This window comes from Nocardia sp. NPDC050413 (genome assembly GCF_040655475.1).
In the GTDB taxonomy this organism is placed as follows: Bacteria; Actinomycetota; Actinomycetes; order Mycobacteriales; family Mycobacteriaceae; genus Nocardia; species Nocardia coubleae.
Genome location: NZ_JBFAJZ010000001.1, coordinates 472,295 through 496,771 on the forward strand (window position 1 = coordinate 472,295; position 24,477 = coordinate 496,771).

The window sequence follows — 24,477 nt, forward strand, 5'->3', positions numbered from 1 at the left end:
AGCTAGCATTGCTGCGACGGTGACCGGGGGGAGTCCTGGAATTCACCTGACCAGCGATGTTCACCGAGGAAAGGCTCGAGAAACCATGAAGGTCCGGATCCGCGCGGGCGCCGCCGTGCTCGCCCTTGCCGTGCTCGCGTCCCTCGGCGCCACCTCCTGCGGCAAGTCACGCTGGTGCGAACGCGACCTCGGCGATGTGCACGTGGCCGACTCCTACTGCGAGAAGAACACCCCCGGCTACGAGTGGGAACCCGACAACGACAAGCCGAAGTACAAAAAGAAGTCCAAGAAGAAGTAAACCCCTCGGGCGGCCCTGTGCCGCAGGCGATCCGAGACGCAACCGTGGCGCAAGGGATGCGCAACGCATGCCGTGCCGATGCCGATGACCGGGTATTCCACCTCTGAGCACCCCGAATGCCGTTGAGGCGGACGGTAACTGCTCGGTTCTCTAATCCTCACAACGGCGTGAGCAGGTGGTCCCCATGGCCTATCGGAAGGTAATGCGTATCGGTTGGAAGCGCACAGCGACAATGCTGTCGGTGTGGCTTCTCGCCACGGGAATCGGTTCGGCGATAGCGCCCGGACCTACGGCGTGGGCACAGGGTTGTGCCGCGGTGGACGTCGTAATCGCCCGTGGCACAACGGAGCCCGGATATCTAGGGGCCGCCGTCGGGGACCCGCTCTACGCGGTCCTGCGCGAGCATCTGGCGGTGGACACCAGTGCGCACCGCGTGGAATACCCCGCCGATCTGCTGGTGCCGTCCTCGGTGAGCGACGGAACCCGCGCCATGACAGGTCATCTCGTCGCCCGCTCGGCCGCCTGCCCGGACCAGCGTTTCATTCTGGTCGGCTATTCGCAGGGTGCGGTGGTCACCCACGGTGTGCTGGGTTCCCCTGCCGCACTGGCACTCCCGGGCATGTGGACCCTCCCGCCCGAACTGTCCCACCGTGTCCTCGCGGTGCTGCTGTTCGGTGACCCACTCCGCCTCATCGGCGGAACAGTCCACCCCTGGTACGCGGATCGCACGCAAAACTACTGTGCCGCAGGCGATCCGGTGTGCGCGGGCGGCATCTTTCCCGCCGCCCACGGCACCTACGAATGGGCCTTCGCCGACGCGGCGGGACAGGTGAACGCCCGGCTGTGAAGTCGCCCACCGGGGTCGGCGACCGATAGTCCAGAATCGGGAGATGGCGAGCGAGAACATGATGCTGATCCACGATCCCGAGCTGCTGGACCGGGGCGAGCGGGTGCTTGGCGAGGAGTTCCGGGCCATGCACGAGCGGGTGCTCGCGGTCACCGCGATGACGTCCCGGCTCAACGCACTGCCCTTCGACGACGAAACGGGAAAGGCGGAACTGCTCGAGCAGATCCTCGGGCGTCCGCTGCCCCCGAAGCTCACGATCTACCCGCCCTTCTACACCGACCACGGACTCGGTCTCGACATCGGGGAGCGGGTCTTCGTCAACCAGGGGTGCACGTTCCTCGACTACGCGGGGATCCGGCTGGGCTCCGGCGTGATGATCGGTCCCAAGGCCACCTTCATCACCATGGGGCACCCGGTCGACCCCGAGGAACGGCGCCGGTTTCTCACCGGCGGACCGATCGATATAGCCGACAATGTCTGGATCGGTGCCGGGGCGACTATTCTGCCCGGCGTCAGTATCGGACGCGACTCGGTGATCGCGGCCGGCGCGGTGGTCGGTGACGACGTGCCGGAGCGGAGCCTCGTAGCCGGTCCCAAGGCGTCGGTCCTGCGCACGTGGTGACACCGGCATTCGCGGACGGAAAGTGACCGCGATGGCTTCTATCGTGCGGTTATGGGAAATCGAACGAAGAGGATCGTGGTCAGCACGCCCGCGGGACACGTGGGGTCGAGGGTGGTGCGGCTGTTGGTGCAGGCGGGAGTTCGGCCGCGGGTGCTGATGCGGCACCCGGGGCGGCTCGACGATGGCGTTCGGGAGCTGGTCGACGTGGTGCGGGTCGACCAGGGAGACGCGGACGCCGTGGTGCGGGCCACCGAGGGGGCCGATCGGTTGTTCTGGGTCGACCCGCCCGCGCTGGTGGACGGTGATCCGGTAGCCGGCTACGCGCTGATGGGTGCCTCCGCGGCGCGGGCCGTAGTCGAGAACAGCATCGAGAAGACGGTGTTCCTCAGCAGCGGGGGAGCCGAGAAACGTTCCGGCGCCGGAGAAATCGACGGACTCGCACGCACCGAGGAGCTACTCGACGCCACCGGTGCCGATGTGCTGCACCTGCGATGCGGGTACTTCTTCACGAACCTGCTGCCCCAACTCGACGAGATCCGGGCGGGCACCCTGTCCACGCCCTGGCCACTGGACCACGCCATGCCGTGGGTCGATCCGCGCGATATCGGCGAGGTCGCCGCGGTGCGGTTGCTGTCCGACGACTGGTCGGGCCGCGTCGTCCAGGCGGTCCACGGGCCCGAGGATCTCACCTTCGCGCGCGTGGCCGAGATCCTCGGCGCACAACTCGGGCGCGACGTCACCCCGATCCACCTCTCCGACCGGGAGTTCCGGAACGCCCTGCGATCAGCGGGGCTCGGTGACGGCCAGATCGACGGAATCGCCGGAATGGCAGCGGGTCTCAGCACGGACTACATCCCGGAGGACGCCCGAACCCTGCTCACCACCACGCCGACGACTCTGGCCGAGTGGGTCTGCCGTCAGCTGCGCTGATCACCGATCCCGCCCTCACACCACACGGGCGAGGCCGCGAGATGTGTGGCCGACCCGACCCGGTCACGACACCCCCCGACAAAGCGAGTGTCGTGACCGGGACTCAGGTCACCAGTGGACGCCGGGCAGCATCCGGCTCATCCGCGCGGCCGGACTCGGAACCACCATCAGCGGGGCGAGGACCGGGCCGAGGACCGTGAGGGGCCCACGCGACGGCTCGGCCGTCTCGGCGGGTTCCGCGATGACCGGTTCCTGCTTGCCCTGCGCGGCGGTCGATTCACCGAACAGGCGGTACCCGGTGTGCATGATGGTCCGTTTCAGCGACGGCAGGAACATCTCGACCGCCTGCGAGAACGTGCCGACAGGCGTGTCGATGCGGTCGGGGCGTTCGAGCAGGGCGCGGACCACGATGCCCGCCGCCCGCTCCGGATCCGGCAGCGGCAGCGCGCGGTAGAGCTCGGTCGGCGCGATCATGGGGGTGCGGACCAGCGGCATCCGGATGGAGGTGAAAGTGATTCCCGCGTCACGGTTTTCGACCGCGGCGATGTCACTGAAGTTGTCCAGCGCCGACTTGCTCGCGGCGTACGCGGCGAAGCGCGGCACCTTGGTCTGCACCGCGATCGAGGAGATGTTCACGATGTGGCCGAAGTGGCGCTCCCGCATCGACGGCAGCAGCGCGAGGATGAGCCGCACCGCACCGAAGTAGTTCACCGCCATGGTCCGCTCGAAATCGTGCATGCGGTCCACCGAATTGGCCACCGACCGCCGGATCGAACGGCCCGCGTTGTTCACCAGGTAGTCGACATGGCCGTGCTCGGTGAGCACCGTCTGCACCAGCGCGCCGACGGCCGTGGCATCGGTGATATCGCACGGGTAGGCGAAAGCCGACCCACCGTCGGCACGAATGGATTCCGCTGCGGCAGTGAGGTCTTCGACACCGCGCGCGACCATCAGCACCACCGCGCCACGACGCGCGACAGCATGCGCGGTGGCCAGCCCGATGCCCGACGAGGCGCCGGTGATGAGCACCGTGCGGCCCGAGAGCGGATGCGCCCCGGACTCGACACGGCCACGCTGCGGATCGAGGTTGGCGCGCCAGAATTCCCACAGCCGGGCGGCGTAGGTCTCGAAGGCGGGCACCGCGAGCCCGGGCAGCAGCGCCCGCGTGGAGTCCGAGACGAACTCGGCGGTGAAACCGACATGCGGGGCCACCTCGGCGGGGATGCCCGCCTGCTCGAACAGGAAGTCGCGCACCGCGTGTGCGCCGGGCACCTGACCGAGCCCGCGCAGCGCGAACGCACTGCCCGGCACGGTCCCGATCCCGGTCGGCCCGCCCGCCGCGCTCGCCAGCGCACGGTAGATCTCGCCGAACGGCTGCGGCTGCGGGTTGACCAGGTGGAATGTGCGCCCGTCCAGCCCCGGGCGGCGCACCAGGCGCACCATCGCCTCGGCCACGTAGTCGACCGGAACCACATTGGTGGCACCCAGATCCGGCAGCGGCAGCGGCAGTTCGGCGGGCAGGTCCGACAGCGCCGCGATGGCCGGGAAGAAGTAGTACGGCCCGTCGATCTTGTCCATCTCACCGGTACGCGAATCGCCGACGACGATCGCGGGGCGATATACCCGCCACCGCACGTCGCCGGCCTCGCGGACCAGCTTCTCGGCCGCGAACTTGGTGCGGTGATAGGGCGAGGTGAGGTTCTGGCCGAGGTCGAAATCCTCCTCGAAGAACTTGCCGTGATGATCGCCCGCCACCGCCACCGAGGACACGTGGTGCAGGACCGCACCGAGCCTGCGGGCCAGCTCGATCACCGCGCGGGTGCCGTTCACATTGGCCGCGTGGGCGGATTCCTCGTCGGCGGTCATGTCGTAGACCGCGCCGAGGTGCAGCACATGGTCGGCGCGCGGCGGCTCGTCGCCCAAGCCGAGCCCCTCGGCGGTCAGGTCGCCGACCAGGGCGAACACTCGATCGCCGTCGGGATGCTGCGCGTTGAGCGCGGTGAACTTGGCCAGCGACTCGGCGCGCACCAGCACGTGCACGATCGCGGCCGGGTCGGCGGCGAGCAGCTCACGTACCACTCGCCGACCGAGAAAACCGGTACCGCCCGTCACGATGTAGGAAACCATCGCCCCTCCTGAAAATGTCTCGAAACACGGTGTGCGCAAAAGTGATCCGGCATGCGGCGGTGGATGTGGGGATCACGAGAACCCGGGAACGTCGTCGTCCGGGTGCGGCTAACCGTACTCGTCGGTAACAAGGGGGGCAAGCGACGGGGTGTCTGTCACCGTGTGGGAATTGTCACCCGTCGTCGCAGGTCAAAGGGTATGTGTGACAGCTGATTTCCGTAACTCCGAGTTTCGGGCAACTTATCGCTAATGGTGCGCGGCGAGTACTCCGGCAACGGTGTCGGCCATCCTGGCGCGGAATTTGTCGGGGGCGAAGCTGTCGGCGTGTGCGCGGATCTTCGCGGAATCGTAGGTGCCCGGATCGAAGTCGCGCATCCGTTCGGCGAGGGCGGCGACGACCGCGTCGTCGTGGCCGGGCGGCACGTATTCGCCGGTCACGCCGGGTCGCACCGTGTCGAGCGAGCCACCCGCGCCGACCGCGAGTACCGGCGTGCCACAGGCCATGGCCTCCACGGGGACGATGCCGAAGTCCTCGATGCCCGGCATCAGCAGCGCCCGGCAGCGCCGGTACATGTCCTGCAGGACGTCGGCGGAGGTGGCGCCGAGGAACGTGGTCTCCGGTCCGGCGAGCTCCTCGAGCTGGTCCCGGAACCGGCCTTCGCCGAGGACGACCAGCCGCACGCCCGCGCGCTGAGCCGCGCGGATCGCCAGATCCGCGCGCTTGTAGGGCACGAGCCTGCCCGCGCACAGGAAGAAGTCCTCCCGCGGGACCCCGGGATCGGGCGTGAAGCGGGCGACCTGCACCGGCGGATTCACGACGGAGGCGGGCAGACCCCACCAGTCGCGTACCCGGTCGGCGACGGCATGCGAGTTGGCGACTACGTGAGTGAGCCGGGGTGCGGCGCGTAATTCGCCACGGCGAGCGAGTGTTCCGAGCGCACCGAGTGCGAGCTGACCCAGTCGGCCGCCCGCTTCCTGGGCGCGGAATTCCCGATCCCATGCCCACCGTGCCGGGCTGTGCACATAGGCGACCACGGGTGCGTCGGTCGCGAGCGCGGCCTGGGTGGCGAAGGCGTGGTGGCTCACCACGACCACGTCGAAGTCGCGAAGCGGCATGCGCCGCAACGCCCGCGGCACCAGCGGCAGCAGGGGGGCGTGCCTGCCGCCGGTGACGGTGTGGGCGCGGCTGAGCCAGGTGTCGTGCACCGTGCGCACCGGCTCGCGGAGCCCGCCGGGCGCCACGATGGGCGCGAATACCGCGGCGTCGGGCCATGTTTCGACGAACTCGCCGACCACGGCCTCCGAGCCGCCGAATTCGGTGAATCGTTCGTGGACGATGGCGACACGGGTCATGGGGAGGTTCTCGTTTCGATCCGGCGGGGTGCGGCGGTGCGGCGCAACGCGGGCGCGACCGGGCGGCCACGCAGCAGCCCGTCGACGGAGCCGCGTTCGATCGCGCGGCGATACACCTCGGCGGCCCCGGCGCACGCGGAGACCGTGTCGGCGACGGCCTCGGCGTCGTGGGCGGCGGAGGTGACGAAAGACTGTCCGAGCACGCCGTGCTCGAGCAGTTCCTGCAGGAACAGGGTCCGAAAGGCTTGCGACGGGCTGCCTTCGGCGTCGAGGGTGCGGAAGATCAGGCACGACGGGCGCCCGCGCACCTGGAGGTGGTCGGTGATGCCGTGTTCGGCGGCGACGGCGTTCACACCGTCGGCGAGGGCGCGGCCCGCCTCTTCCATGCGGGCGATCGGGTCCTCGGTGCGGTAGGCGTGCACCACGGCGCGGAACGCCGCGAGCGAGGCGGTTTCGGGGCCGTGGGTGGTGGACAGCAGGAACACCCGGTCGCGATCGGTACGCAGGCCGCCGAGCTCCATGTACTCGCGTTTGCCCGCGAGTGCGGACAGCGGGAATCCGTTGCCCATCGCCTTGCCCCAGCACGACAGATCGGGTGTCACCCCGTAGACCGCTTGGGCGCCGCCTGCCGACCACCGGAAGCCGGTGATCATCTCGTCGAACACCAGCAGCGTCCCGTGCCGATCACACAGTGCGCGAACACCTTCCAGGTAACCGGGTAGCGGTTCGGCCAAGGCGGTCGCGGCCTCGAGGAAGACTGCCGCCACCGTGTCACCCGCCAGGACCGCCGCGAGCGCGTCGAGATCGTTGTAGGGGAATGTCACGGTGTCGACGGCGGGGATACCGGCGGACATGTCGGTGGTGCCGATGAACCAGTCGTCGACGGAGAAGAACGGCTGTGCGCAGACCGCGACGGTGGTGCGCCCGGTGACCGCGCGGGCGAGCCGAACGGCCGCCGTGGTGGCGTCGGAGCCGTTCTTGGCGAACTTCACCATGTCGGCGCCCGGCACCAGGTCCAGGAAGTCCTGTGCGGCAAGCAGTTCCAGTTCGGTGGGGCGGGAGAAGCTCATGCCGTCGGCGGCGGCCTCGGTGGCCGCACGCAGGACCGGTTCGTATCCGTGGCCGAGGGTGACCGACCGCAATCCCATCCCGTATTCCACGAACTCGTTGCCGTCGGCATCCCAGACGCGAGCGCCCTTGCCGCGCACCAGGACCGGCGCCATCGACTCGGGGTACTGGTCGGCACCGCGGGCATAGGTATGCGCTCCGCCGGGGACGAGGTCGTGCAGACGCGCCTGGATTTCGGTGCTGCGGGTGAAGTCGCGCATCAGGTGAGCCCCCAGAGATCGTGATCGGCACACAGTCCGCCCGGCCCGCGATGGGCGCTCAGCAGCCCCTCGTGGGCGAAACCGGCGGCGGCGACCACCGCGGCGGTGACGGTGTCGCCGACGGGAATCTCGGCCGCTATCCGCTGCACACCCAGCTCCGCGAAAGCGTGCTCGATGACCTCGCGCAGGGCTGCCGCCCACAGTTCGGGGTCGACCCGGACTGGATCGACCCAGGTGTAGAGCCCGGTGGCCTGGCAGGGCAGCGGTGAATCGTAGAGGTGGAATTCGCCTGCGTAGGCGCCGTTCACATCGAGTACGAGGCGCAGCCCACTCGGTGATCGGAGACCGAATCGGGTGTGCCACAGCGCGCGATACCACTGGGCGCGGCTCTTCGATCGGTCTCGGCTGCCCGAGGTACCTTCCTCGGTGCCGAACCCCTCCTGCCTGGACCGGGGGAACGAGCTCGTCGCCATCACCCTGGTGCGTCCCACCCGACTCCACTGCGCCTTGTCCATGCGAGTCAGGGTGCGCACCACCGTGTTCGGGCGCTCCCGGACGATCAGCGAAACCGGGGCGGCGGGACGGTAGTGCCGCAGGTTCTCCCGCACAGACCACACCGACCATCGAAGGGCGGCCAGCGCGACCACCGCGCGCGGTACGCCGCTATCCGCCGAGCCTGCGCCCGGTGCGGTGCCCGGCAGGGAGGTCGGCCTGGAAGCTCTCGGCTCCACGATGGGAACGTCCGCTGGATCGGCCGGAACGAGCGGCGGCAGTTGCGCGGCAACCAGATCGGCGGGGGTGAGTGCCCAGAGCGTGTGGTCTTTGCGCGCACCACCCGCGTCGTAGGCCCGGACCATCGTCGCCTCGTGCCGGAAGCCAAGCCCCCGCAGGCAGCGCAGCGCGGGGTCGTTGTCGATGGACACCGGGGCGAGCACCCGCGCTACACCGTGCACGCGGAACATGTAGTCGCACAACAACAACAAAGCTCGTCCGATCAGCCCACGACCGGCCGCACCGGCATCGATCCAGGCGCTCGCCTCCGCCGTCGCCGAATCGGCGTCGATGATCGTGTACTCGATCTGACCCGCGAACCGCCCGTCGACCTCGATCGCGCCGACGAACCGGCGCCCGGCCCGCATATCGGACCAGGCCACCAGGCACTCGCGCGCCCAGATCCGTGGCGTGTGCCGCTGCTCCCAGCTCAGCGGTGAGGTGCCCCAGTGCGGTTCGATCCAGGCCCGGTCACGCAGCCTGATCTCACGCCACCGGTCGAAGTCCGACAGTCGCGGCGGGCGCAGGCGAACGAGGCTGTCGCCGTGGCGAATCGGGCCGAAGGTCAGGCTCGACAACGCGGTCGGGGCCTCGGTGGTCGTGCGCGACACTGCGCCTCAGTTCTCGCGCGGAACGGAGGACTTCGGCACCGGTGCCGCCCGCACCGGCCATTGCCGTGGCAGCACCGTCGTCTCGGGGTCGTAGTGGACACTCGCGCTGCTCGTCACATGCGGCACGGTCGCGGTGTCGGTGCGCGCCGGTGGTGTCGGCGTGACGGGCTGTGACTCGACGGGTTCCGGCTTCTTCGGATCCGGTGTCGGCGAGGCCGGTTTCGCCGGATCCGGTTTCGTCCCGCCGCGACGAAGACCGCCACGCCGGACGATCGCGCCACGAGCGAGCACCACCGACTCCGCGACGATGATCAATGTGGCCAGCGCCGCGAACAGACCCTCCTGCACCGGATGGGGAGCGACGAGTTCGGAGCGGGGATTCGCCACCACCGTCAGACGCGGCATGCCGAGCACCTGCCGGAATTCCATCTCGCGGGCCACATCCCTGGCATCGAAGCTCAGTTCCGGGCGCAGCGGGTCGTCGGCGAGGCGTTTGGTGAAAGTGTCCTCCACCGCGCGCCGATGCGTCTCGAGGTCGGCCGCCGAACGGGCGATGGCCTCGGTGCGCATCTGCGAGGCGACACTGTCCAGGGACTGCTGCACCGCGAAGACCAGCTTCTCGGCCTGCTCGGACGACCCCGCCTGCGCCTTGATGATCAACAGCGAGGGCGCGGGACCGGTCATGGCCGAAACCCGCGGCCGCAGATCCTGTTCCGACGGCGCGAGCCCGTTCTTCACCACATCCGAGAGCACCCGGCTCTCGGTGACGAGCACGATGTAGGGCTGGGTGAGTTCGTTGAAGACCGCACCGATCGACTGCTGCGAGATCTGCGCGGTCAGGCTCGCCTCATAGGTGCGTGGACTGCCGTCGCGCACCACCCACACCACACCACCGACTATCGCGGCGACGACCAAGGCGATCGGCAGGGCGCGCAGCAGCTTGCGCAGATGGTCGGCAATGTTCACCCCGGACATGGCCGGGGAATCGGCGCCCGTGTCCGCCGGGTCGGTCTCGCTCACGCTGTCCCCACATTTCGCCGATCTTGTGCAGCGATGTTAGCTGGGGTTCCGTTGTCTAGCGAACTCTGAGCACTGTGGCGAGCATCATGAGTACCCGTACTGGGAATCGTGAAACATTATCCCCCTTCGTCTCGATGTGAATGTCGATTGCTCGGCGGGTACTGTGCACGCAAACGGGCACCCGACGCGCGACGCGGGCCTGCTGAATGTCTGGGAGGATGTGCTGTGGTGGGGGTGCCTGTATCGGTCTGTGTCCCGGCATTCAACGCGGCGCGCACCATCACCGAGACCATCGATTCGATCCGTGCCCAGGAGTTCGGGGATTTCGAGATCGTCGTCCTCGACAACGCCAGCACCGACGGCACCGGTGAACTGGTCCGGTCCATCGACGACGAACGGATCCGGCTGCACACCAACGACACCGTGCTCCCGATGACCGAGAACTGGAACCGGGTGATGAGCCTCGCCGGTGGCGAGCTGGTGAAACTCGTCTGCGCCGACGACCTCATCACCCCGGATTGCCTGTCGGCACAGGTGGAGACGTTGCGCGACCCACGAATCGCCGTCGCGGGCGCGAAATTCGACATCATCGACGACGACGGAACCGTCCTGGCCAGAGCTCGTGGGCTGGCCGGGCTGATCGGGCGCAAGTCCTCGCGATCGGCCGTACGCACCTTCGTGCGCAGACTGCCCGACGACCTGTGTCCCACTGCCGCGTTCCTGTTCCGCCGCCGCGAGTTCGAGGCGACCGGCGGCTTCCGCACCGACTTCTTCTACGCCATGGACATCGATCTGATCGCCCGGTTGTGCGCGCACGGCGGGTTCTACGGGCACAACCGCCCGCTCGCGGTGAACCGGGCGTCGATCTTCAACCATTCCTCCACCACCTCGACGCTGAGCAAGTTCTCCGACGTGGTGCGCTTCAACCATCACGCGCGCCGCGAATACCGGGATCTGGTGCGTCCGGTCGACGTGCTCGCCGGCGATGCCACCGTGGTCCGGCAGGCGCTGGTCCGCCTCGGCACGCGGGCCAGGCAGCTGGCCGGGCGGGGCTGAGGCGCGATGAGCTCGCTGCTGTACCTGGCCGCCGTCCCGGTGGGCTGGGTCTTCCTGCGCTGGATTCGTTTCCGGTCCCAGCGCGGGGTGCTGCTGGTGGCCGCGCTCGTCCCGTTCAACGGTCTGCTCGAGATCGCTCCGGGCTGGATGCAGGTGGCGGGCTGGAAAGAGGCGCTGCTGTGTCTGACGCTGGCCGTGGCGCTGTTCGTTCCGCACCGGCTGACCGAGCCGCGCCCGACGCTGCCGTGGGTGCCCTTCGGTGCCGCGCTGTGCGTGTTCGGTGTGGTGTCGGCGTTCGTCACGGCCGGAACGCTCGGGCTGTTCGCCATCAAGATCACATTCTTCTACTTCGTCGTGATCCCGCTGATCCTCTACCTGCGGCCCTTCACCCCCCGCGACCGCGATCTGCTGGTGACGATCATGATGGTCGAATCGGTGGGTATCGCGTTGTTCGGCCTGGCCCAGCAGGTGATCGGCGGTGCCGGGCTGGCGAAGATGGGCTACGAGTACAACGAGACGATCCGCTTCGCCGGTGGTCTGCTCCGCTCCTTCAGCACGTTCAATCAGCCGTTCCCCTATGCCTTCTACCTGGTGACGGTGTTGCTGGTTGGTGGTTCGGTGGCGCTGGCCGATCCCCGGCGCGCGCGCAATCGGGTGTTCCTGATGGCCACCCCGATCCTGGTGCTCGGCGCCGCCGCGAGCGTGGTTCGGGCGGCGCTGGCCGGCTTGCTCGTCGGGGCGTTGCTGCTGGCGGTCGTGCGGTATCGCCGTCAGCTGATGCCGGTGATCCTCGGGTCCGTCGCGGTGGTCGTCGTCGGCGGGATCGCGGTGTCCTCGCAGGCCAGCAGTTCGCTGTTCTCCTCGTCGAGCCTGGCCGACCGCAGCACCGGCTGGAACACCGTGATGCGCACGGTCGGCAGTCATCCCTTCGGTGACGGACTCGGTTCCACCGGTGCGGCCGCGGCGCGGCTGCTCGTCGAGGAACTCGGGCCGATGGCGGGGGAGATGCCGTACGCCACCGGCGAGGTCCAGATCTACGGGCGTCCCTATCAACCCGACAACTACTACGTGAAGCTGCTCATCGAACTCGGGCCGATCGGGGTGTGGCTGTTCTGCGCCATCCTGGTCGCGATCTTCCTGCTCGCGTTCCGCGGTGCCCGTGCACTGCGCGGACCGGACTCGGCCCTGGCACTCGGTGTCGCGGCGTCGGTGCTAGCCAGCGCGGTAGCGGCCGTGGCGTCCAGCTACTTCGAGATCTTCCCGACCGACTTCTATTTCTGGCTGCTCGCCGCGGTCGTCGGGTGTGCCGTCACGCAGCGCCGACCCGAGCCCGTGTCCGCCGCGCCGAACTCTGTCCCCGAACAGGTGCCGTCATGAATGAATCCTCCAGTAGCGCAGTGTGTTTCGGGGCGCTGGCGTTCCGGCCGAACGGTGCGGGTGTCGCCACCTACCAGCGTGAGCTGCTGGCAAGGATGGTCGGGCTGATGCCGGGAACCGCGCTGTCGGCGCTGGTCCAGGCCGATGCCGCGCCCGTGCTGCCCGAGGGCATCACCGCGGTGACGCGACCGGTGGCTGCCGGGGCGCGCCGGGCCTGGCACGGCATTGCCCCGCAGCGCGGTGCCGATGTGTTCCACGGACTCGATGTCGACATCCCGCTCACCGGTCCGAGGGCCACGGTCAGCACCGTGCACGATCTGTCGGTGTTCGACGTGCCGTGGGCGTTCAGCCGCTACCGGGCCCGCGGCGAGCAACTGCTGCTGCGGATGTCGCTGACCCGCGCCGACCTGCTCATCGCCGTCTCCGAATTCACCGCCGAGCGCATCGCGGACCGCTTCGGGCGCGAGGCCGTCGTCGTCCCGCTCGCTCCCGCCGCCTGGGCCACGGTGCCCGACGAGACCGCCGTGGACCGGGTACGCGCCCGGTACGCGCTGCCGTCACGCTTCGTGCTGCAGGTCGGCACCGTCGAACCACGCAAACAGGTCGCGATGCTGGCGCAGGTGACGGGCGATCTCGACATCCCGCTCGTGCTGGCGGGCGCCGGATCCGACGGCCCGCAGGCTCCGGCCTCGGCGATCGGGCTCGGCTACGTGGACCTCGCCGACCTGCCCGCCCTCTACGCGGCCGCGACCGTGGTGGCCTACTGCTCGGAATACGAGGGCTTCGGTCTGCCGCCGGTGGAGGCCATGGCCTGCGGTGGTGCGGTCGTCGCCAGCGCGGTCGGCGCGCTACCGCAGGTCTGCGGTGACGGTGCGGTCCTGGTCGAGGGCACGAACCCCGAGGCATGGGTCCGAGCGATGCGTCCGCTGCTGCACGACGAGGCCGCCAACCGGGAACTGCGCGACCGCGGCCTGGTCGCGATGACGAAACTGAGCTGGCAGGCCACCGCCGAAGCCACCGTCGCCACCTATCGCACGGCCGGACTCCTGCCGTGAGCGAGCAGACCGCCGCCATCGACGAGCAAGCCGAGGGCAGGCGCCGCGCCCAATCGGGTCGCGCCGCGGCCAACAACACCGCCGCCATGCTGGCCGCCCGGATCTTCGCCGCCGCGCTCGGCCTGCTCGGCACCACCCTGATCGCGCGATCGCTGCCGACGGTCGAATGGGGCTACTTCTCCTTCGTTTTCGGGCTGCTCGGCATGCTGGCGATTGTCACCGACCTGGGTGTCGGGCGGGCGGTCATCGGCAAACTCGTGCACGGCGATCCCACCGAGGCCTCCGAGGTGGCCGCCTCGTTCATCGTGTTGCGCACCGTTCTCGGCCTGGTGGGCTACGGACTCGCCATCGGCTACGTCCTCGCGATGCGGTGTCCCACACCGGTTGTCGCGGCCACGGCGCTCGCCGGGCTGGTGGTGGTGATCGCCACCCCGAGCCACGCGCTGACCATCCTGTTCCAATCGACGATGCGCCTGACCCTCGTCGCCGCCGCCGAATCACTCGCGCGCTGCGTCCAATTGGCGCTCACGGTCGCCGCCGTGCTGTGGGCGCCGACGCTGCTGTGGGTCGTGGTGCCTGCCATCGCCTACGAAGTCGTCGCGGTCGCGGTGAAGGTCGTCGCGGTGACACGAGGCCTCGGCGGGCCCATTCCGGCGCGGCGCATCGAGTTGCGCTGGTGGGGGCCGATGTTGCGCGAGGCGCTGCCGTTGAGCATCGGTCTGGCGCTCATCATCATGTTGCAGAAGGTCGGGCTGCTGTTGCTCGGGCACGCCGACAGCTTCGAAGCCGTCGGACTGTTCGCCGTCGGCATGAAATTCGCCGACCTGCTCGACACCGCCGCCGTCTCGGTCGTCGCGCCACTGACGACCCTGCTGATCGCGCTGTGGCCCGACGACCCGCCCCGCTTCCGGCGCTACTTCCGGCAGGCGAACGTCGCGCTGATCGCCCTTGGTCTGCTCGCCCTCGTGGCCTTCTGGCCGGTCGCAGGCCAGGTGATCGGGTTGCTCTTCGGCGAGAACTTCGTGGAGGCGGCGGACGCGGGCCGAATCCAGGTGGCGGCAGGTCTGCTCGGCGCGGTCGCGAATCTCGGCCTGGTCGCGCTCATGGCGACCGGACGCAACACCCTGATCCCGTGGATCGCCGCGCTGGCGCTCGCGGTGAACCTGGGCATCGCGTGGCCCTTGATCGACCGGATGTCGTACGAGGGCGCCGCGATCGCCGGGCTGATCGCCCAGGTGGTGTTGCTGATCTCGGTGTGGATCGCGGTGCTCACGACGGTACGGCTGCGGCGGCTGCTCCCGGTCACGACGGTGGCCGCGCTCACCGGTGTCGCCGTCGCTGTCGTGGTCGCCGCGAGCCTGGCCCAACGGCACTGGGCGCCCCCGTGGATTCTCACCTGCGTACCGGCCTGCCTGATATACGTTCTCATCGCCGGAAGCATCATGCGAAGGACCGAGGGATTGACCATACGAAGCTTGCGAGGACCGGAAACCGATGACACTGTGGCGAATCGCTCGGGCGGGACTGACCGCCGTGGTCGTCATGGCGACAGTCCTCGGGTGCGCACCGGAGCCGACGGCGAGCACTGAACCGGTGGTGCGCGGTGGTCTCGGCATCTCGGGCGGACACACCTGGCTGCAGCTCGACGCCGCGGAACTGGACCGGCAGATGGGCATCGTGGCGCAGACCGGCGCCACCTGGGTGCGCATCGACATCGACTGGTCGGTCATCGAACCCGTTCGCGGCGAACAGGATTGGTCGGCCACCGACCGCGCCGTGCGGGCCGCGCGCGCCCACAATCTTTCGGTGCTGGCGATCCTGACCTACGCGCCCGCCTGGGCCGGCCCACACGGCGGTGACGGCGGCAGCAAAACCGCACCGCAACCGGTGTTGTTCGGGCGGTTCGTCGGTGACGCCGTGGATCACTATCGCGACCAGATCTCGCACTGGGAGGTCTGGAACGAACCCAATGTGACCGCGTTCTTCGCGCCGAAGCCCGATGTCGCCACCTACGCGCACCTGCTGCGGCAAGCCGCGCTCGCCGTGCGCGCTCGCCAGCCGCACGGGCAGATCATCGTCGGCGGCCTGGCGCCTGCCGCCGACGACGGCCGCGACATCGCCCCCGCCACCTTCGTCGAGGCGCTCTACGCGATCGGCGCCGCCCCCGACTTCGACGCCGTCGCCGTGCACCCGTACTCCTATCCCGAATTGCCGGAATCGCAGAGCTGGTACAACGCCTTCGGCAACCTCATGCGGATCCGGCGCATCATGGACGCCAACCACGACACCACGATGCAGTTGTGGCCCACCGAGTTCGGTGCGCCGACCGGTTCCGGTGCGCGCGCCGTGAGCGAGGACGTGCAGGCCCAGATCATCGATCAGGGACTCGGCATGGTCGCCGCCATCCACGATATCGGCCCTGTGTTCGTCTACTCGCTGGTCGACGCCGGCGCCGACCCGCACGACCTCGAGGACAACTTCGGTCTGCTGCGCCGCGACTACTCCGAGAAACCGGCGGTGACGGTGGTGCGCAACCACGCGGAGGTGCTGCGTGCCGGGCGCTGAGCGAGACCTGCTGTTCGTCGCCCACAGCGCGCAGGCCTCGGGCGCGGAGAAGGTGATGCTCGATCTGATCGAACTGGCCGTCGCGCGCGGGTCCCGGGTGCGGGTGGCGTGCCCGGTCGGTGCACTCAGCGAACGGCTGCCCGGCTCGGTGGGACATGTGCCGATCCCGGAACTCGGCTTGTCGGGTCAGCAGGGCGGCGCGCGATTGGTGGCCGCCCTGGTCATGCTGCGGCACTGGGTGCTGGCCGCCGCCGCGTTGCGAAAGGCCTCGCGCGGTGGCCGGGCGCGGTTGGTGGTGAATTCGACGATGGCCCTGCCCGCCGTGGCGATGTCGGTGCCCCGGCGCCGTGGCACGGTCTGGTTGGTGCACGACATCCTCGCCAGCACAAGACAATTCGCGGTGGCGCGGATCGGTCGGATGGCGCTGGCACGGGCCGTCGCGGTGTCCGAACGGGCGGCGGCCCCGGTGCGTGCGCTCGGGATCGAGACCGAGGTGGCCTGGCTCGGGGTGCCGTGGCCGGTCGAGCCCGCACCCATGCTGGATCGCTCGCACCCGGTGGTCGGCATCCTCGGAGTGATCACCGAGTGGAAGGGCCACCACGTGCTGCTGGAAGCCGTTGCGGCACTGCCCGAGGTGAGCGTCGAGATCGCGGGAAAGGCCCTGCCCGGCGACGAACCGTACCTGGCGCGACTCCGCGACCGCGCGGCCCAGCCCGACCTCGCCGGCCGTGTGCGCTTCCTCGGCCACGTCGACCCACTGCCGACCATCCGCGACTGGGACGTTCTCGTTTCGGCCAGCGTCCTCCCCGAAGCGGGACCGCTGGTCGTGCTCGAGGCGATGAGCGTGGGTGTCCCCGTGGTCGCGACCGACCACGGCGGCAATGTGAGCCCCGACGTCGCGGTATGCGTCCGCCCAGACGACCCACATGCCCTGCGCGAGGCGCTGCGCCGGATCACCGAGGACCACGCCCTGCGCGCTCGGCTCCGCGAAGCGGGACTCGCGAAGATCGCCACCCGGCACAACCGCACCCAGACCCGCCCGCACATGTTCGACACGGTGGTCGGCGACGGCGACCGAGCTATGTCGACACCGGCCGGGAACTCGACGTCGGCAGCACCGGGCTCACCATGAACTCTCAGTGAGTCGGTCCGCAGGTCGAACGGATAGGGGACGACGAGTTGCCGAGAATCGGCTACCGGTCGACTTTTCGCGGGCGGACGGGATCGTCGACGAACCAGCAGCCGTCGAGTTGCGGGAGGGAAGTTCGGACTTCGCGGAGGAGATCGGGGAGTGTGAGCAGGACAGCGTCGGGTTCGGCCGCCACCAGATCGGTGGGGGAGATGATGGGGACGTCGGTTCCTGGCATGCGTCGGCCCTGTTTGCCGGGTGAGGCGTCGGCCACTCCGGCCAGGAGTTCCCGGTGCGCGCCCGCCATCGCCAGGAGAGCGACAGCGCGGGAGGCGGCGCCGTAGGCGAAGGTCCGAAGACCCTGGGCGGCACAGTCTTCCAGCCAATCGTGGAGAGCACCGACGTGGCGATCCACCACCTGTTGCAGTCCGCCGGCCGCCGCCAGCACCTCCTCCTCGGCTGCCAGCAACTCCTCGACCGCCCGGTCGGCGGGATGCGAACCGTGACGTGCGGCGACCAGCACCGTGCCGCCGTAGAGGTCGAACTCCCATGCCGTCACGACGCTCATCCCCGCCGCGGCGAGAAGGGTACGCAGGGAGGAAAGGGAGTAGTAGGCGAAGTGGCCGTGCCGCAACGCATTCCATTGACCCTGCGCCACGATGGCGGCCAGCGAATGGAACTGCACGAGCAGCACGCCCGCGGGTGCGGTCGCGGCGGCGCGGGCGGCGAAGGCGGCGCGCTGGTCGGGTTCGTGCATGATGCCGAAACAGTCGAGGACTATGTCGGCAGGACCCGTGGCTTCGGTGAAACCGGACAGCGGCAACCAGGTACCGCCGTGCGGACTGCCGAACTCGGTCACGGTCGCGCCGGTGAGCAGACCGGCCGCACGCACCCGGTCGATCGCGTCGGCCGCCTGATCGCGCAGCGCCTGCGGTTCGATCCCACGCGGTTCGGCGGTGACGGTGTCGTCGTCGGCGAGCTGGGCCAGCCCGCACGCCGCGCACCGGTCCATCCGCAGGGGATGCCCGGACTCGGTCGGCCGCACCGGGGAATCGCGAGGTGGGAAGTGGTCGGCGGCGGGCACCGTGCGCAGGTCGAGCAGGGTGCGCAGCGCGGTGTCACCGCAACCTCGGCAGCGGCGGGTCATGGCAGGATGTCCTCGTGCGTATCGAAACGACCGAACTGGCCGATGTGGTTGTGCTCGTCCCCGAGCCGTTCCGCGACGACCGCGGCCTGTTCACCCGCACCTTCGACGCCGAAGAATTCGACGCCCACCTCGGAATCGACGGTGCCGCAGCGCGATTCGTCCAGGACTCGCAGTCGCGGTCGAAGCGCGGGGTGATCAGGGGTATGCACGGGCGCGGCGGTCGTGGCGAGGCCAAACTGGTGCGTTGCGCGCACGGCGCGGTGCACGACGTGCTCGTCGACATCCGCCCCGGCTCGCCCACCTTCGGTGTGCGGCAAGCCTTCCGCCTCGACGACGAGCTGTTCCACCACCTGTACGTGCCGCCAGGCTTCCTGCACGGCTTCCAGGCACTCACCGAGGTCGCCGACGTGTGCTACCGCATCGACCGCCCACACGACCCCGCCGAAGACCTCGGGGTCGCCTACGACGACCCCGACCTCGACATCGACTGGCCGCTGCCGGTGACCGTGGTCTCCGACCGGGACGCGCGCGCGGGCAGCTGGGCGCGGCTGCGCGCTACGCTGACGCCCGCGCACTGATCCGGCGCAACCGCTCGTCGAGCACACCCGCCTCACATAGCCCACGCAGGTGCGGCAGCCGGGTGAAACGCTGGAAGAACGCCTCGGACGTGAGTCCCCGCGTCGTGTATTCGGCGAACAGTTCCTCGGCACCCGCGGGCACCGTCCACATCGCCTCGAAACCGAGAACCTCGCGCGCGGCCGAGAAGTCGACCCGGTACGAGCGCGGATCGGCACCGCTCTCACCGGTGATCACCAACCGCGAACCCGGCACCGCGTCCACCACGGCCCCGGCGATCTCGGCGACGGTGAGATTGTTGACCTCGGTGCCGATATTGAACGCGCGGCACGAGACGTCGGCCGCCGACGCGGTCAGGCACATCGCGAACGCGGTCGCGATATCCGCGGCGTGCACCAGCGGGCGCCACGGTGTGCCGTCGGACAGCACCTTCACCTCACCGGTGAGCACCGCGTACCCGACCAGGTTGTTGAGCACGATATCGGCACGCAGTCGCGGCGAGAACCCGAAAGCCGTTGCGTTGCGCAGGAATACCGGGACGAAGTCGTCGTCGGCCAGCGCCGCCACATCGTCTTCGACCCGCACCTTGCTCTCGGCGTAGGGCGTGATCGGGCGCAGCGGCGCCTGTTCGGTGACCAGTTCCTCGCCCGCCGCGCCGTACACCGAACACGTAGAGGCGTACAGGAACCGGCGCACCCCTGCTTCCTTGGCCAGCCGCGCCAACCGGACCGAGGCGTAATGGTTGATGTCGTAGGTGATCTCGGGCGCCAGCGCGCCGAGCGGATCGTTGGACAGGGCCGCCAGGTGGATCACCGAGTCGAACCCGCGCAACTGCTCGACCGTCACCTCCCGCAGATCCACCGCGAGACCCGCCGGGTCACCGGCGAATTCGCCGAGCACACACTCGGCGAAATACCCGATGTCCAGACCCGTGACCTCGTGGCCCGCCGCCTGCAGCATCGGAACCATCACCGTGCCGAGGTACCCCTGATGCCCGGTGACAAGTACCCGCATGTTCACGTCTGTTCCCATCTGATGATCGCTTTGTCGAGCACGAACGCCTCGGCATACGGCGCGTGACACTGCACGCCACGCATCCGGGCCAACCCGAGGAAGGCCTGTTCGTCGAACCAGTCCCGGCCCGTCTGCGACGGATAGTGCTCGTGCAGCAACCGCGACTTGCGGTGCAGCAGTTCGGCATCCATCGGGTGATACAGCGTCGGCGCCGGAGTGTCGGTCTCCCACTTGAGGATCTCGTAGCCGAGGATCAGGTGGTCACGGAACTCGGTGGGCACCAACTCGGCGAGCAACCGGTGATCCTGGTGCGCGTCACCGCGATGCGGCGCGAACACCACCTCCGGTTCACCACCGCGGCGGAACGCGGCGAGCGCGTCCTTGATCCGGTCCCAGTGCGCGGGCGCGCGCCCGTCCGGCACGTCGAGCACCTCGAGCTGCGGTTTCGTCCCGGAACAGAACGCCGTGAGGGCCGCGCGTTCCTCGTCCTCGCGTGCGGTGCCCCCACCGGAGAGCACCAGTGCCCGCACCTCGACCTCCGGGTCGGCGGCGGTGAGCGCGAGCAGGGTGGCACCCATGCCGATGGCGATGTCGTCACAGTGCGCGCCGAGCACCGCGATCCGCTTCGGCGGACGGGTGAACAAGCCGATCACTCCGACTCCCACACCATCCACGGCCGCGAACCGTTGCGGTAGGCGTCGTCGAGTTCGGCGCGCTCCTTGAACGTATCGGCGGGCTTCCAGAAACCCAGGTGCCGGTACCCGAACAGGCGACCCTGTCCGGCCAGCGTGCCGCACGCGTCGGCCACCAGGTCGCCCCCGGGTGGCAGCAGATCGAAGATCTCCTGGCTGAGCACGAAGAACCCACCGTTCTCCCACAGCGGCATCCGCGCCACCGGCATGATGTCCTTCACCTCGCCGCTGTCGGTGATGTCCACACAGTGGAACGACGACTGCGGGGGAACGACCATCATCGACGCCGCCGCCCCCGAGGCGTGGAAACGCTCGATCATGGTGTCGAGCGGTGCGTCGGTGAGAACGTCGGCGTAGTTGGCCAGGAAGAACTCGTCACCGTCGAGATGCTCGCGCACCCGGCGTAACCGCTCACCGATCGCCGACTCCACCCCGGTGTCGACGAAGGTGATCGACCAGTCGCTGATATCGGCGCCGAGCAGTTCGACCTGCCCGTCGCGGATGACGAAGTCGTTGGACGCCGTCTCCTGGTAGGTGAGGAAGAAGTTCTTGATGTGCTCGGCGCCGTAGCCGAGGCACAGCACGAATTCCTTGTGCCCGAAGTGCGCGTAGTACCGCATCACGTGCCACAGCAGCGGTCGGGGACCGACCAGCTGCATCGGCTTGGGCACGATGTCGTCGGACCCGCCGCGCATGCGCATGCCGTACCCGCCGCAGAACAACACGACCTTCATCGATTCACTTTCGTTTCCAGCTCGCCGCGGTGCAGCACCGGCAGCGGGTAGACCAGTTCGCCGCCCCATTCGCCCACGTGGCTCAGCTGTGCGCTGATCTCGGTTTCGAGGTTCCAGGGCAGCACGAGCACAACGTCGGGCCGGTCCGCGTCGATGCGCTCCGGCGGATGGATCGGGATGCGGGTGCCAGGGGTGTAGCGCCCGTGTTTGTAGGGGTTGCGGTCGACGGTGTACTCGAGCAGGTCGGGTCGGATGCCGCAGTAGTTGAGCAGGGTGTTGCCCTTGCCGGGAGCACCGTAACCGACGACCCGCTTGCCCTGCGCACGGCAGTCGAGCAGGAAGCGCAGCAACTCCTGGCGCACCGCCTCCGCGCGCGGCGCCAGGTCCAGATACCCGGCGGGAGTGTGCAGCCCGGCTTCGCGTTCGAGGTCGAGCACCTCGGCGACCCGCGGACCCGGCTCGGCGACGGCGTCCGGGCGCGCCCACAGCCGCAGCGAACCGCCGTGGGTGTCGAGCAACTCCACGTCCACGACCGTCAGCCCGCCCACCGCGAGCGCGCGCTGCGCCGAATGCAGGGTGTAGTACTGGAAATGTTCGTGATAGATGGTGTCGAACTGGCCGTGGCGCACCAGGTTCAGGGCGTGGTGCACCTCGATGCTGAGCCAGCCGTCGTCGCTGAGCAGGGTGCGCAGTGCCCGGGTGAAACCGCGCAGATCGGGGATGTGGGCGTAGACGTTGTTGGCGACGACCAGATCGGCCGGTCCGTGCTCGGCCCGCACCCGCGCGGCCGAATCCTCGTGCAGGAACGTGGTTTCCGTCGGCACACCGACCGCGCGGGCGGCGGCACCGACGTTGACCGACGGCTCGATGCCCAGGCACGGGATACCGCGTGCCACCGCGTGCCGCAGCAGATATCCGTCGTTGCTCGCTACCTCGACGACGAACGATTCGGTACCGAGTCCGAGACGCCGCACCGCGGTGTCGACGAAGTCCTCGGCGTGACGCACCCAGCTGTCGGAGAACGACGAGAAATAGGCGTACTCGGTGAACGTGTCCTCGGGGGTGATCAGCGCCGGGATCTGCAACAGCAGGCATTGCTCACACAGCCGCAGATGCAGCGGATAGGTCATTTCGGGTGACTCGAGCCGCTCGCTGTCGAGGAAGCTCTCACACGCCGGGGTGGCGCCCAGGTCGAGCACGCTCGTGAGCTGCCCGGAATCACACAGCCGACATTGCAACGGGTCCACCTTCATCAGACGCGAGAATTGTCGCGGCCGATGCCGGACATGCCGGACTTCGGTCCTGCGCGACGAGACGTTACAGCGCGGCCGAGGCCATAGCCGCCGGAAAATGTTGCGACCTGGGAAACACCGCGGTGCCCGTATCGGGGATCAGGCCAGGTGAAACCGCGATCGGCTAATTTCCGGCGAAGGCGACCATTCCTGTGATGAATGTGATGTCACCCACTCGAGAAATCTGTTGTCCTGCTTTCATGTCGAAACGTCATGGACTTTCCGCGATCTCGTCCACCGCTCTGTATCGCGCTGAGCTAATCTCTGGATCGCGTTGTGGCGCTTGCGCTTCGATGTGGAGGAATTTCGGCGATGTGTAACGATCGTCCCACGGGTTTCGAATCGAGGGGCGTAGCGGCCATCGCAGTGGTCGCGTTCTGGTCGCCGGCGATCGGAAGGGTTCGACTCCCGATAGGGGAGGTGTGTCGGTTCATGAGCTACGAGCTCACCAGTAGTGGCGAGATGGATGCCGTCACCGGCGTGCACGCGGTGCACGACTTGCGGCGGGAAAGCTGGCAGACCGCGTTCGTGCGGCGCCTGATCGTCACCGATGCCATCGCTGTCGTCGGTGCCGTCGGTACCGCGCAGGCGCTGCGGTTCGACGGACCCGCCGACTCGACGCTGGCCTGGCCCTTGCCGTACGACATCGGCTACACGGCGGTGTCGCTCGTCCTCGCACTCGGCTGGCTCGCGCTATTGCACGGGTACGGCACCCGCGCACCCCAGGTGATCGGCACCGGCAGCGAGGAATTCCGCAGGCTGGTATCCGCGAGCCTGCGCCTGTTCGGTGTCCTCGCCATCCTCGCGCTGCTGTTCCGCATCGAATTCGCCCGTGGCTACCTGGCCATCGCCCTGCCCGCCGGGTTGTTCGGCCTGATCGCCGGACGACTGGCCTGGCGTCGGCAGTTGCGCAGCCTGCGGGCCGAAGGTCGCTGCCACACCGCGGTGCTCGTCGTCGGTTCGCCCGAAGCCGCCCACGCCATGGCTACAGCGTTCACCGACGACCCGGCCTCCGGGTACCGGGTGGTCGGGGTGTGCGTGCCGACCGGACCGGGGGAGCGGGTCGAAACCCTCGGCGGCGCATCGGTTCTCGGTGACGACCGCTCGGTCCTCGACGCCGTGCGCCGCAGCGGGGCGGGCTCGGTGGCCGTGGCCGCCACCGACCATCTGGGTCCGGCCGAATTGCGGCGCATGGCATGGGAACTCGACCCGCTCGGCGTCGACCTGATCGTGGCACCGGGTGTGGTGGACATCGCCGGTGTGCGCCTCAATCACCGGCTGGTGGCCGGGATGCCGATGCTGCACATCGACCGCCCGCGCTACGGGCGGGCCAAGTCCACCCGAAAGGCGCTGTTCGACTTCTGTTTCGCGGCCATGGTGGTGCTGCTCAGCGCACCGATCCTGCTCGTCATCGCGCTGGCGGTGAAGCTGAGCAGCCCCGGCCCGGTGTTCTACCTGTCGGAGCGGATCGGCCGCGACGGCGTGCCGTTCCGGATGATCAAGTTCCGCAGTATGCGCCCCGATGCCGACACCGCCGTCGACGAGCTCATCGCCGAGCACGGGGGAAACCCGGTGTTCTTCAAGGTCAAAGACGATCCACGGGTGACACCGGTCGGCCGCTTCCTGCGCAAATACAGTCTCGACGAACTGCCCCAGTTCTTCAATGTGCTGCGCGGTGAGATGAGTGTGGTCGGGCCGAGGCCGCAGGTGCAGCGTGAGGTCGACACCTACGACGGCGAGATGCGCAGGCGGCTGCTGGTGAAGCCGGGGCTCACCGGGCTGTGGCAGGTGAGTGGTCGCTCGGACCTGTCACCGGAGGATTCGGTGCGCCTGGATCTGTCGTACGTGGAGAACTGGTCGATGGTGCTGGATGTCGCCCTCATCGCCCGAACCATCGGGGTGGTCACCCGGGGCGAGGGCGCGTACTGAGCCG

The 24,477-nt window shown here is 68.8% G+C and carries 22 protein-coding genes; 12 read left to right on the plus strand and 10 right to left on the minus strand.

Annotation, left to right across the window (positions count from 1 at the left end):
- The first annotated feature begins 85 nt into the window (after nucleotides 1–85).
- From AB0I19_RS02305 to AB0I19_RS02320, 4 genes are all read left to right on the plus strand, one after another.
- Complete coding sequence (locus AB0I19_RS02305; protein WP_067488734.1) at nucleotides 86–298, plus strand: hypothetical protein; 213 nt, start codon at nucleotides 86–88, stop codon at nucleotides 296–298.
- A gap of 316 nt (nucleotides 299–614) precedes the next feature.
- Nucleotides 615–1,145, plus strand: coding sequence for a cutinase family protein (locus AB0I19_RS02310; protein ID WP_357143526.1), 531 nt, complete (start codon nucleotides 615–617; stop codon nucleotides 1,143–1,145).
- A gap of 43 nt (nucleotides 1,146–1,188) precedes the next feature.
- Nucleotides 1,189–1,767: a sugar O-acetyltransferase gene (locus AB0I19_RS02315; RefSeq protein WP_357143527.1), complete on the plus strand. Its 579-nt coding sequence runs from the start codon at nucleotides 1,189–1,191 to the stop codon at nucleotides 1,765–1,767.
- Nucleotides 1,768–1,818: 51 nt separating this feature from the next.
- Complete coding sequence (locus AB0I19_RS02320; RefSeq protein WP_357143529.1) at nucleotides 1,819–2,697, plus strand: NAD(P)H-binding protein; 879 nt, start codon at nucleotides 1,819–1,821, stop codon at nucleotides 2,695–2,697.
- Nucleotides 2,698–2,805: 108 nt separating this feature from the next.
- Here the strand turns inward: AB0I19_RS02320 and AB0I19_RS02325 are convergent, their stop codons facing one another.
- The 5 genes from AB0I19_RS02325 to AB0I19_RS02345 form a co-directional block, all read right to left on the minus strand.
- Nucleotides 2,806–4,824 (minus strand): SDR family oxidoreductase, encoded by a 2,019-nt coding sequence (locus tag AB0I19_RS02325; protein ID WP_357143531.1) that lies wholly within the window; start codon nucleotides 4,822–4,824, stop codon nucleotides 2,806–2,808.
- Between the two features lie 246 nt (nucleotides 4,825–5,070).
- A complete protein-coding gene (locus AB0I19_RS02330) occupies nucleotides 5,071–6,177 on the minus strand; it encodes a glycosyltransferase (protein ID WP_357143533.1) in 1,107 nt (368 codons plus the stop codon).
- Nucleotides 6,174–7,505 carry a glutamate-1-semialdehyde 2,1-aminomutase gene (locus AB0I19_RS02335; RefSeq protein ID WP_357143535.1) on the minus strand — a complete coding sequence of 444 codons (1,332 nt, stop codon included), beginning with the start codon at nucleotides 7,503–7,505 and terminating at the stop codon, nucleotides 6,174–6,176. Before AB0I19_RS02335 ends, AB0I19_RS02330 begins: the two co-directional genes overlap by 4 nt.
- The gene (locus AB0I19_RS02340; protein ID WP_357143537.1) at nucleotides 7,505–8,887 is read right to left on the minus strand and encodes a GNAT family protein; all 1,383 of its coding nucleotides are present in this window, start codon (nucleotides 8,885–8,887) and stop codon (nucleotides 7,505–7,507) included. The genes AB0I19_RS02335 and AB0I19_RS02340 overlap by 1 nt, the downstream gene beginning before the upstream one ends.
- 6 nt (nucleotides 8,888–8,893) lie before the next feature.
- Nucleotides 8,894–9,907 carry a hypothetical protein gene (locus AB0I19_RS02345; RefSeq protein WP_357143539.1) on the minus strand — a complete coding sequence of 338 codons (1,014 nt, stop codon included), beginning with the start codon at nucleotides 9,905–9,907 and terminating at the stop codon, nucleotides 8,894–8,896.
- Between the two features lie 228 nt (nucleotides 9,908–10,135).
- On the opposite strand from AB0I19_RS02345, the gene AB0I19_RS02350 reads away from it, so the two are divergent.
- From AB0I19_RS02350 to AB0I19_RS02375, 6 genes are read left to right on the plus strand one after another with little or no spacing between them, the layout of a single operon-like run.
- Nucleotides 10,136–10,963: a glycosyltransferase gene (locus AB0I19_RS02350; RefSeq protein ID WP_357143541.1), complete on the plus strand. Its 828-nt coding sequence runs from the start codon at nucleotides 10,136–10,138 to the stop codon at nucleotides 10,961–10,963.
- A gap of 6 nt (nucleotides 10,964–10,969) precedes the next feature.
- Nucleotides 10,970–12,340, plus strand: coding sequence for an O-antigen ligase family protein (locus tag AB0I19_RS02355; protein WP_357143543.1), 1,371 nt, complete (start codon nucleotides 10,970–10,972; stop codon nucleotides 12,338–12,340).
- A complete protein-coding gene (locus AB0I19_RS02360) occupies nucleotides 12,337–13,395 on the plus strand; it encodes a glycosyltransferase family 1 protein (RefSeq protein WP_357143545.1) in 1,059 nt (352 codons plus the stop codon). The genes AB0I19_RS02355 and AB0I19_RS02360 overlap by 4 nt, the downstream gene beginning before the upstream one ends.
- On the plus strand, nucleotides 13,392–14,984 hold the full coding sequence (locus tag AB0I19_RS02365) for an oligosaccharide flippase family protein (RefSeq protein WP_357143547.1): 1,593 nt from the start codon (nucleotides 13,392–13,394) through the stop codon (nucleotides 14,982–14,984). The genes AB0I19_RS02360 and AB0I19_RS02365 overlap by 4 nt, the downstream gene beginning before the upstream one ends.
- Complete coding sequence (locus AB0I19_RS02370) at nucleotides 14,938–15,960, plus strand: beta-xylosidase (RefSeq protein WP_357143549.1); 1,023 nt, start codon at nucleotides 14,938–14,940, stop codon at nucleotides 15,958–15,960. Before AB0I19_RS02365 ends, AB0I19_RS02370 begins: the two co-directional genes overlap by 47 nt.
- Nucleotides 15,947–17,092 (plus strand): glycosyltransferase family 4 protein, encoded by a 1,146-nt coding sequence (locus AB0I19_RS02375; RefSeq protein WP_357143551.1) that lies wholly within the window; start codon nucleotides 15,947–15,949, stop codon nucleotides 17,090–17,092. The genes AB0I19_RS02370 and AB0I19_RS02375 overlap by 14 nt, the downstream gene beginning before the upstream one ends.
- Before the next feature lie 61 nt (nucleotides 17,093–17,153).
- On the opposite strand, the gene AB0I19_RS02380 is transcribed toward AB0I19_RS02375, so the two are convergent.
- The gene (locus AB0I19_RS02380) at nucleotides 17,154–18,236 is read right to left on the minus strand and encodes a transferase (protein ID WP_357143553.1); all 1,083 of its coding nucleotides are present in this window, start codon (nucleotides 18,234–18,236) and stop codon (nucleotides 17,154–17,156) included.
- A 14-nt stretch (nucleotides 18,237–18,250) separates the two neighbouring features.
- On the opposite strand from AB0I19_RS02380, the gene rfbC reads away from it, so the two are divergent.
- Nucleotides 18,251–18,814: a dTDP-4-dehydrorhamnose 3,5-epimerase gene (gene rfbC / locus AB0I19_RS02385; RefSeq protein WP_357143555.1), complete on the plus strand. Its 564-nt coding sequence runs from the start codon at nucleotides 18,251–18,253 to the stop codon at nucleotides 18,812–18,814.
- Here the strand turns inward: rfbC and AB0I19_RS02390 are convergent.
- The 4 genes from AB0I19_RS02390 to AB0I19_RS02405 are packed head-to-tail and all read right to left on the minus strand — an operon-like array spanning nucleotide 18,792 to nucleotide 22,490.
- A complete protein-coding gene (locus AB0I19_RS02390; RefSeq protein ID WP_357145084.1) occupies nucleotides 18,792–19,826 on the minus strand; it encodes an SDR family oxidoreductase in 1,035 nt (344 codons plus the stop codon). The genes rfbC and AB0I19_RS02390 overlap by 23 nt on opposite strands.
- A gap of 2 nt (nucleotides 19,827–19,828) precedes the next feature.
- On the minus strand, nucleotides 19,829–20,479 hold the full coding sequence (locus AB0I19_RS02395; RefSeq protein WP_357143557.1) for a PIG-L deacetylase family protein: 651 nt from the start codon (nucleotides 20,477–20,479) through the stop codon (nucleotides 19,829–19,831).
- The gene (locus tag AB0I19_RS02400) at nucleotides 20,476–21,252 is read right to left on the minus strand and encodes a glucose-1-phosphate cytidylyltransferase (protein WP_357143559.1); all 777 of its coding nucleotides are present in this window, start codon (nucleotides 21,250–21,252) and stop codon (nucleotides 20,476–20,478) included. Before AB0I19_RS02400 ends, AB0I19_RS02395 begins: the two co-directional genes overlap by 4 nt.
- Nucleotides 21,249–22,490, minus strand: a complete 1,242-nt coding sequence (locus AB0I19_RS02405) for a class I SAM-dependent methyltransferase (protein ID WP_357145087.1) — start codon at nucleotides 22,488–22,490, stop codon at nucleotides 21,249–21,251. The genes AB0I19_RS02400 and AB0I19_RS02405 overlap by 4 nt, the downstream gene beginning before the upstream one ends.
- A gap of 486 nt (nucleotides 22,491–22,976) precedes the next feature.
- On the opposite strand from AB0I19_RS02405, the gene AB0I19_RS02410 reads away from it, so the two are divergent.
- Nucleotides 22,977–24,473 (plus strand): sugar transferase, encoded by a 1,497-nt coding sequence (locus AB0I19_RS02410; RefSeq protein ID WP_357143561.1) that lies wholly within the window; start codon nucleotides 22,977–22,979, stop codon nucleotides 24,471–24,473.
- Nucleotides 24,474–24,477 lie beyond the last annotated feature (4 nt).

Bases quoted from the DNA above. Each gene is read 5' to 3' on its own strand.
- AB0I19_RS02320 (WP_357143529.1), top strand. From the start codon at position 1,819: ATGGGAAATCGAACGAAGAGGATCGTGGTCAGCACGCCCGCGGGACAC.
- AB0I19_RS02360 (WP_357143545.1), top strand. From the start codon at position 12,337: ATGAATGAATCCTCCAGTAGCGCAGTGTGTTTCGGGGCGCTGGCGTTC.
- AB0I19_RS02330 (WP_357143533.1), bottom strand. From the start codon at position 6,177: ATGACCCGTGTCGCCATCGTCCACGAACGATTCACCGAATTCGGCGGC.
- AB0I19_RS02355 (WP_357143543.1), top strand. From the start codon at position 10,970: ATGAGCTCGCTGCTGTACCTGGCCGCCGTCCCGGTGGGCTGGGTCTTC.
- AB0I19_RS02390 (WP_357145084.1), bottom strand. From the start codon at position 19,826: ATGCGGGTACTTGTCACCGGGCATCAGGGGTACCTCGGCACGGTGATG.
- AB0I19_RS02410 (WP_357143561.1), top strand. From the start codon at position 22,977: ATGAGCTACGAGCTCACCAGTAGTGGCGAGATGGATGCCGTCACCGGC.
- AB0I19_RS02400 (WP_357143559.1), bottom strand. From the start codon at position 21,252: ATGAAGGTCGTGTTGTTCTGCGGCGGGTACGGCATGCGCATGCGCGGC.
- AB0I19_RS02305 (WP_067488734.1), top strand. From the start codon at position 86: ATGAAGGTCCGGATCCGCGCGGGCGCCGCCGTGCTCGCCCTTGCCGTG.
- AB0I19_RS02380 (WP_357143553.1), bottom strand. From the start codon at position 18,236: ATGACCCGCCGCTGCCGAGGTTGCGGTGACACCGCGCTGCGCACCCTG.
- AB0I19_RS02315 (WP_357143527.1), top strand. From the start codon at position 1,189: ATGGCGAGCGAGAACATGATGCTGATCCACGATCCCGAGCTGCTGGAC.
- AB0I19_RS02370 (WP_357143549.1), top strand. From the start codon at position 14,938: ATGGCGACAGTCCTCGGGTGCGCACCGGAGCCGACGGCGAGCACTGAA.
- AB0I19_RS02325 (WP_357143531.1), bottom strand. From the start codon at position 4,824: ATGGTTTCCTACATCGTGACGGGCGGTACCGGTTTTCTCGGTCGGCGA.
- AB0I19_RS02335 (WP_357143535.1), bottom strand. From the start codon at position 7,505: ATGCGCGACTTCACCCGCAGCACCGAAATCCAGGCGCGTCTGCACGAC.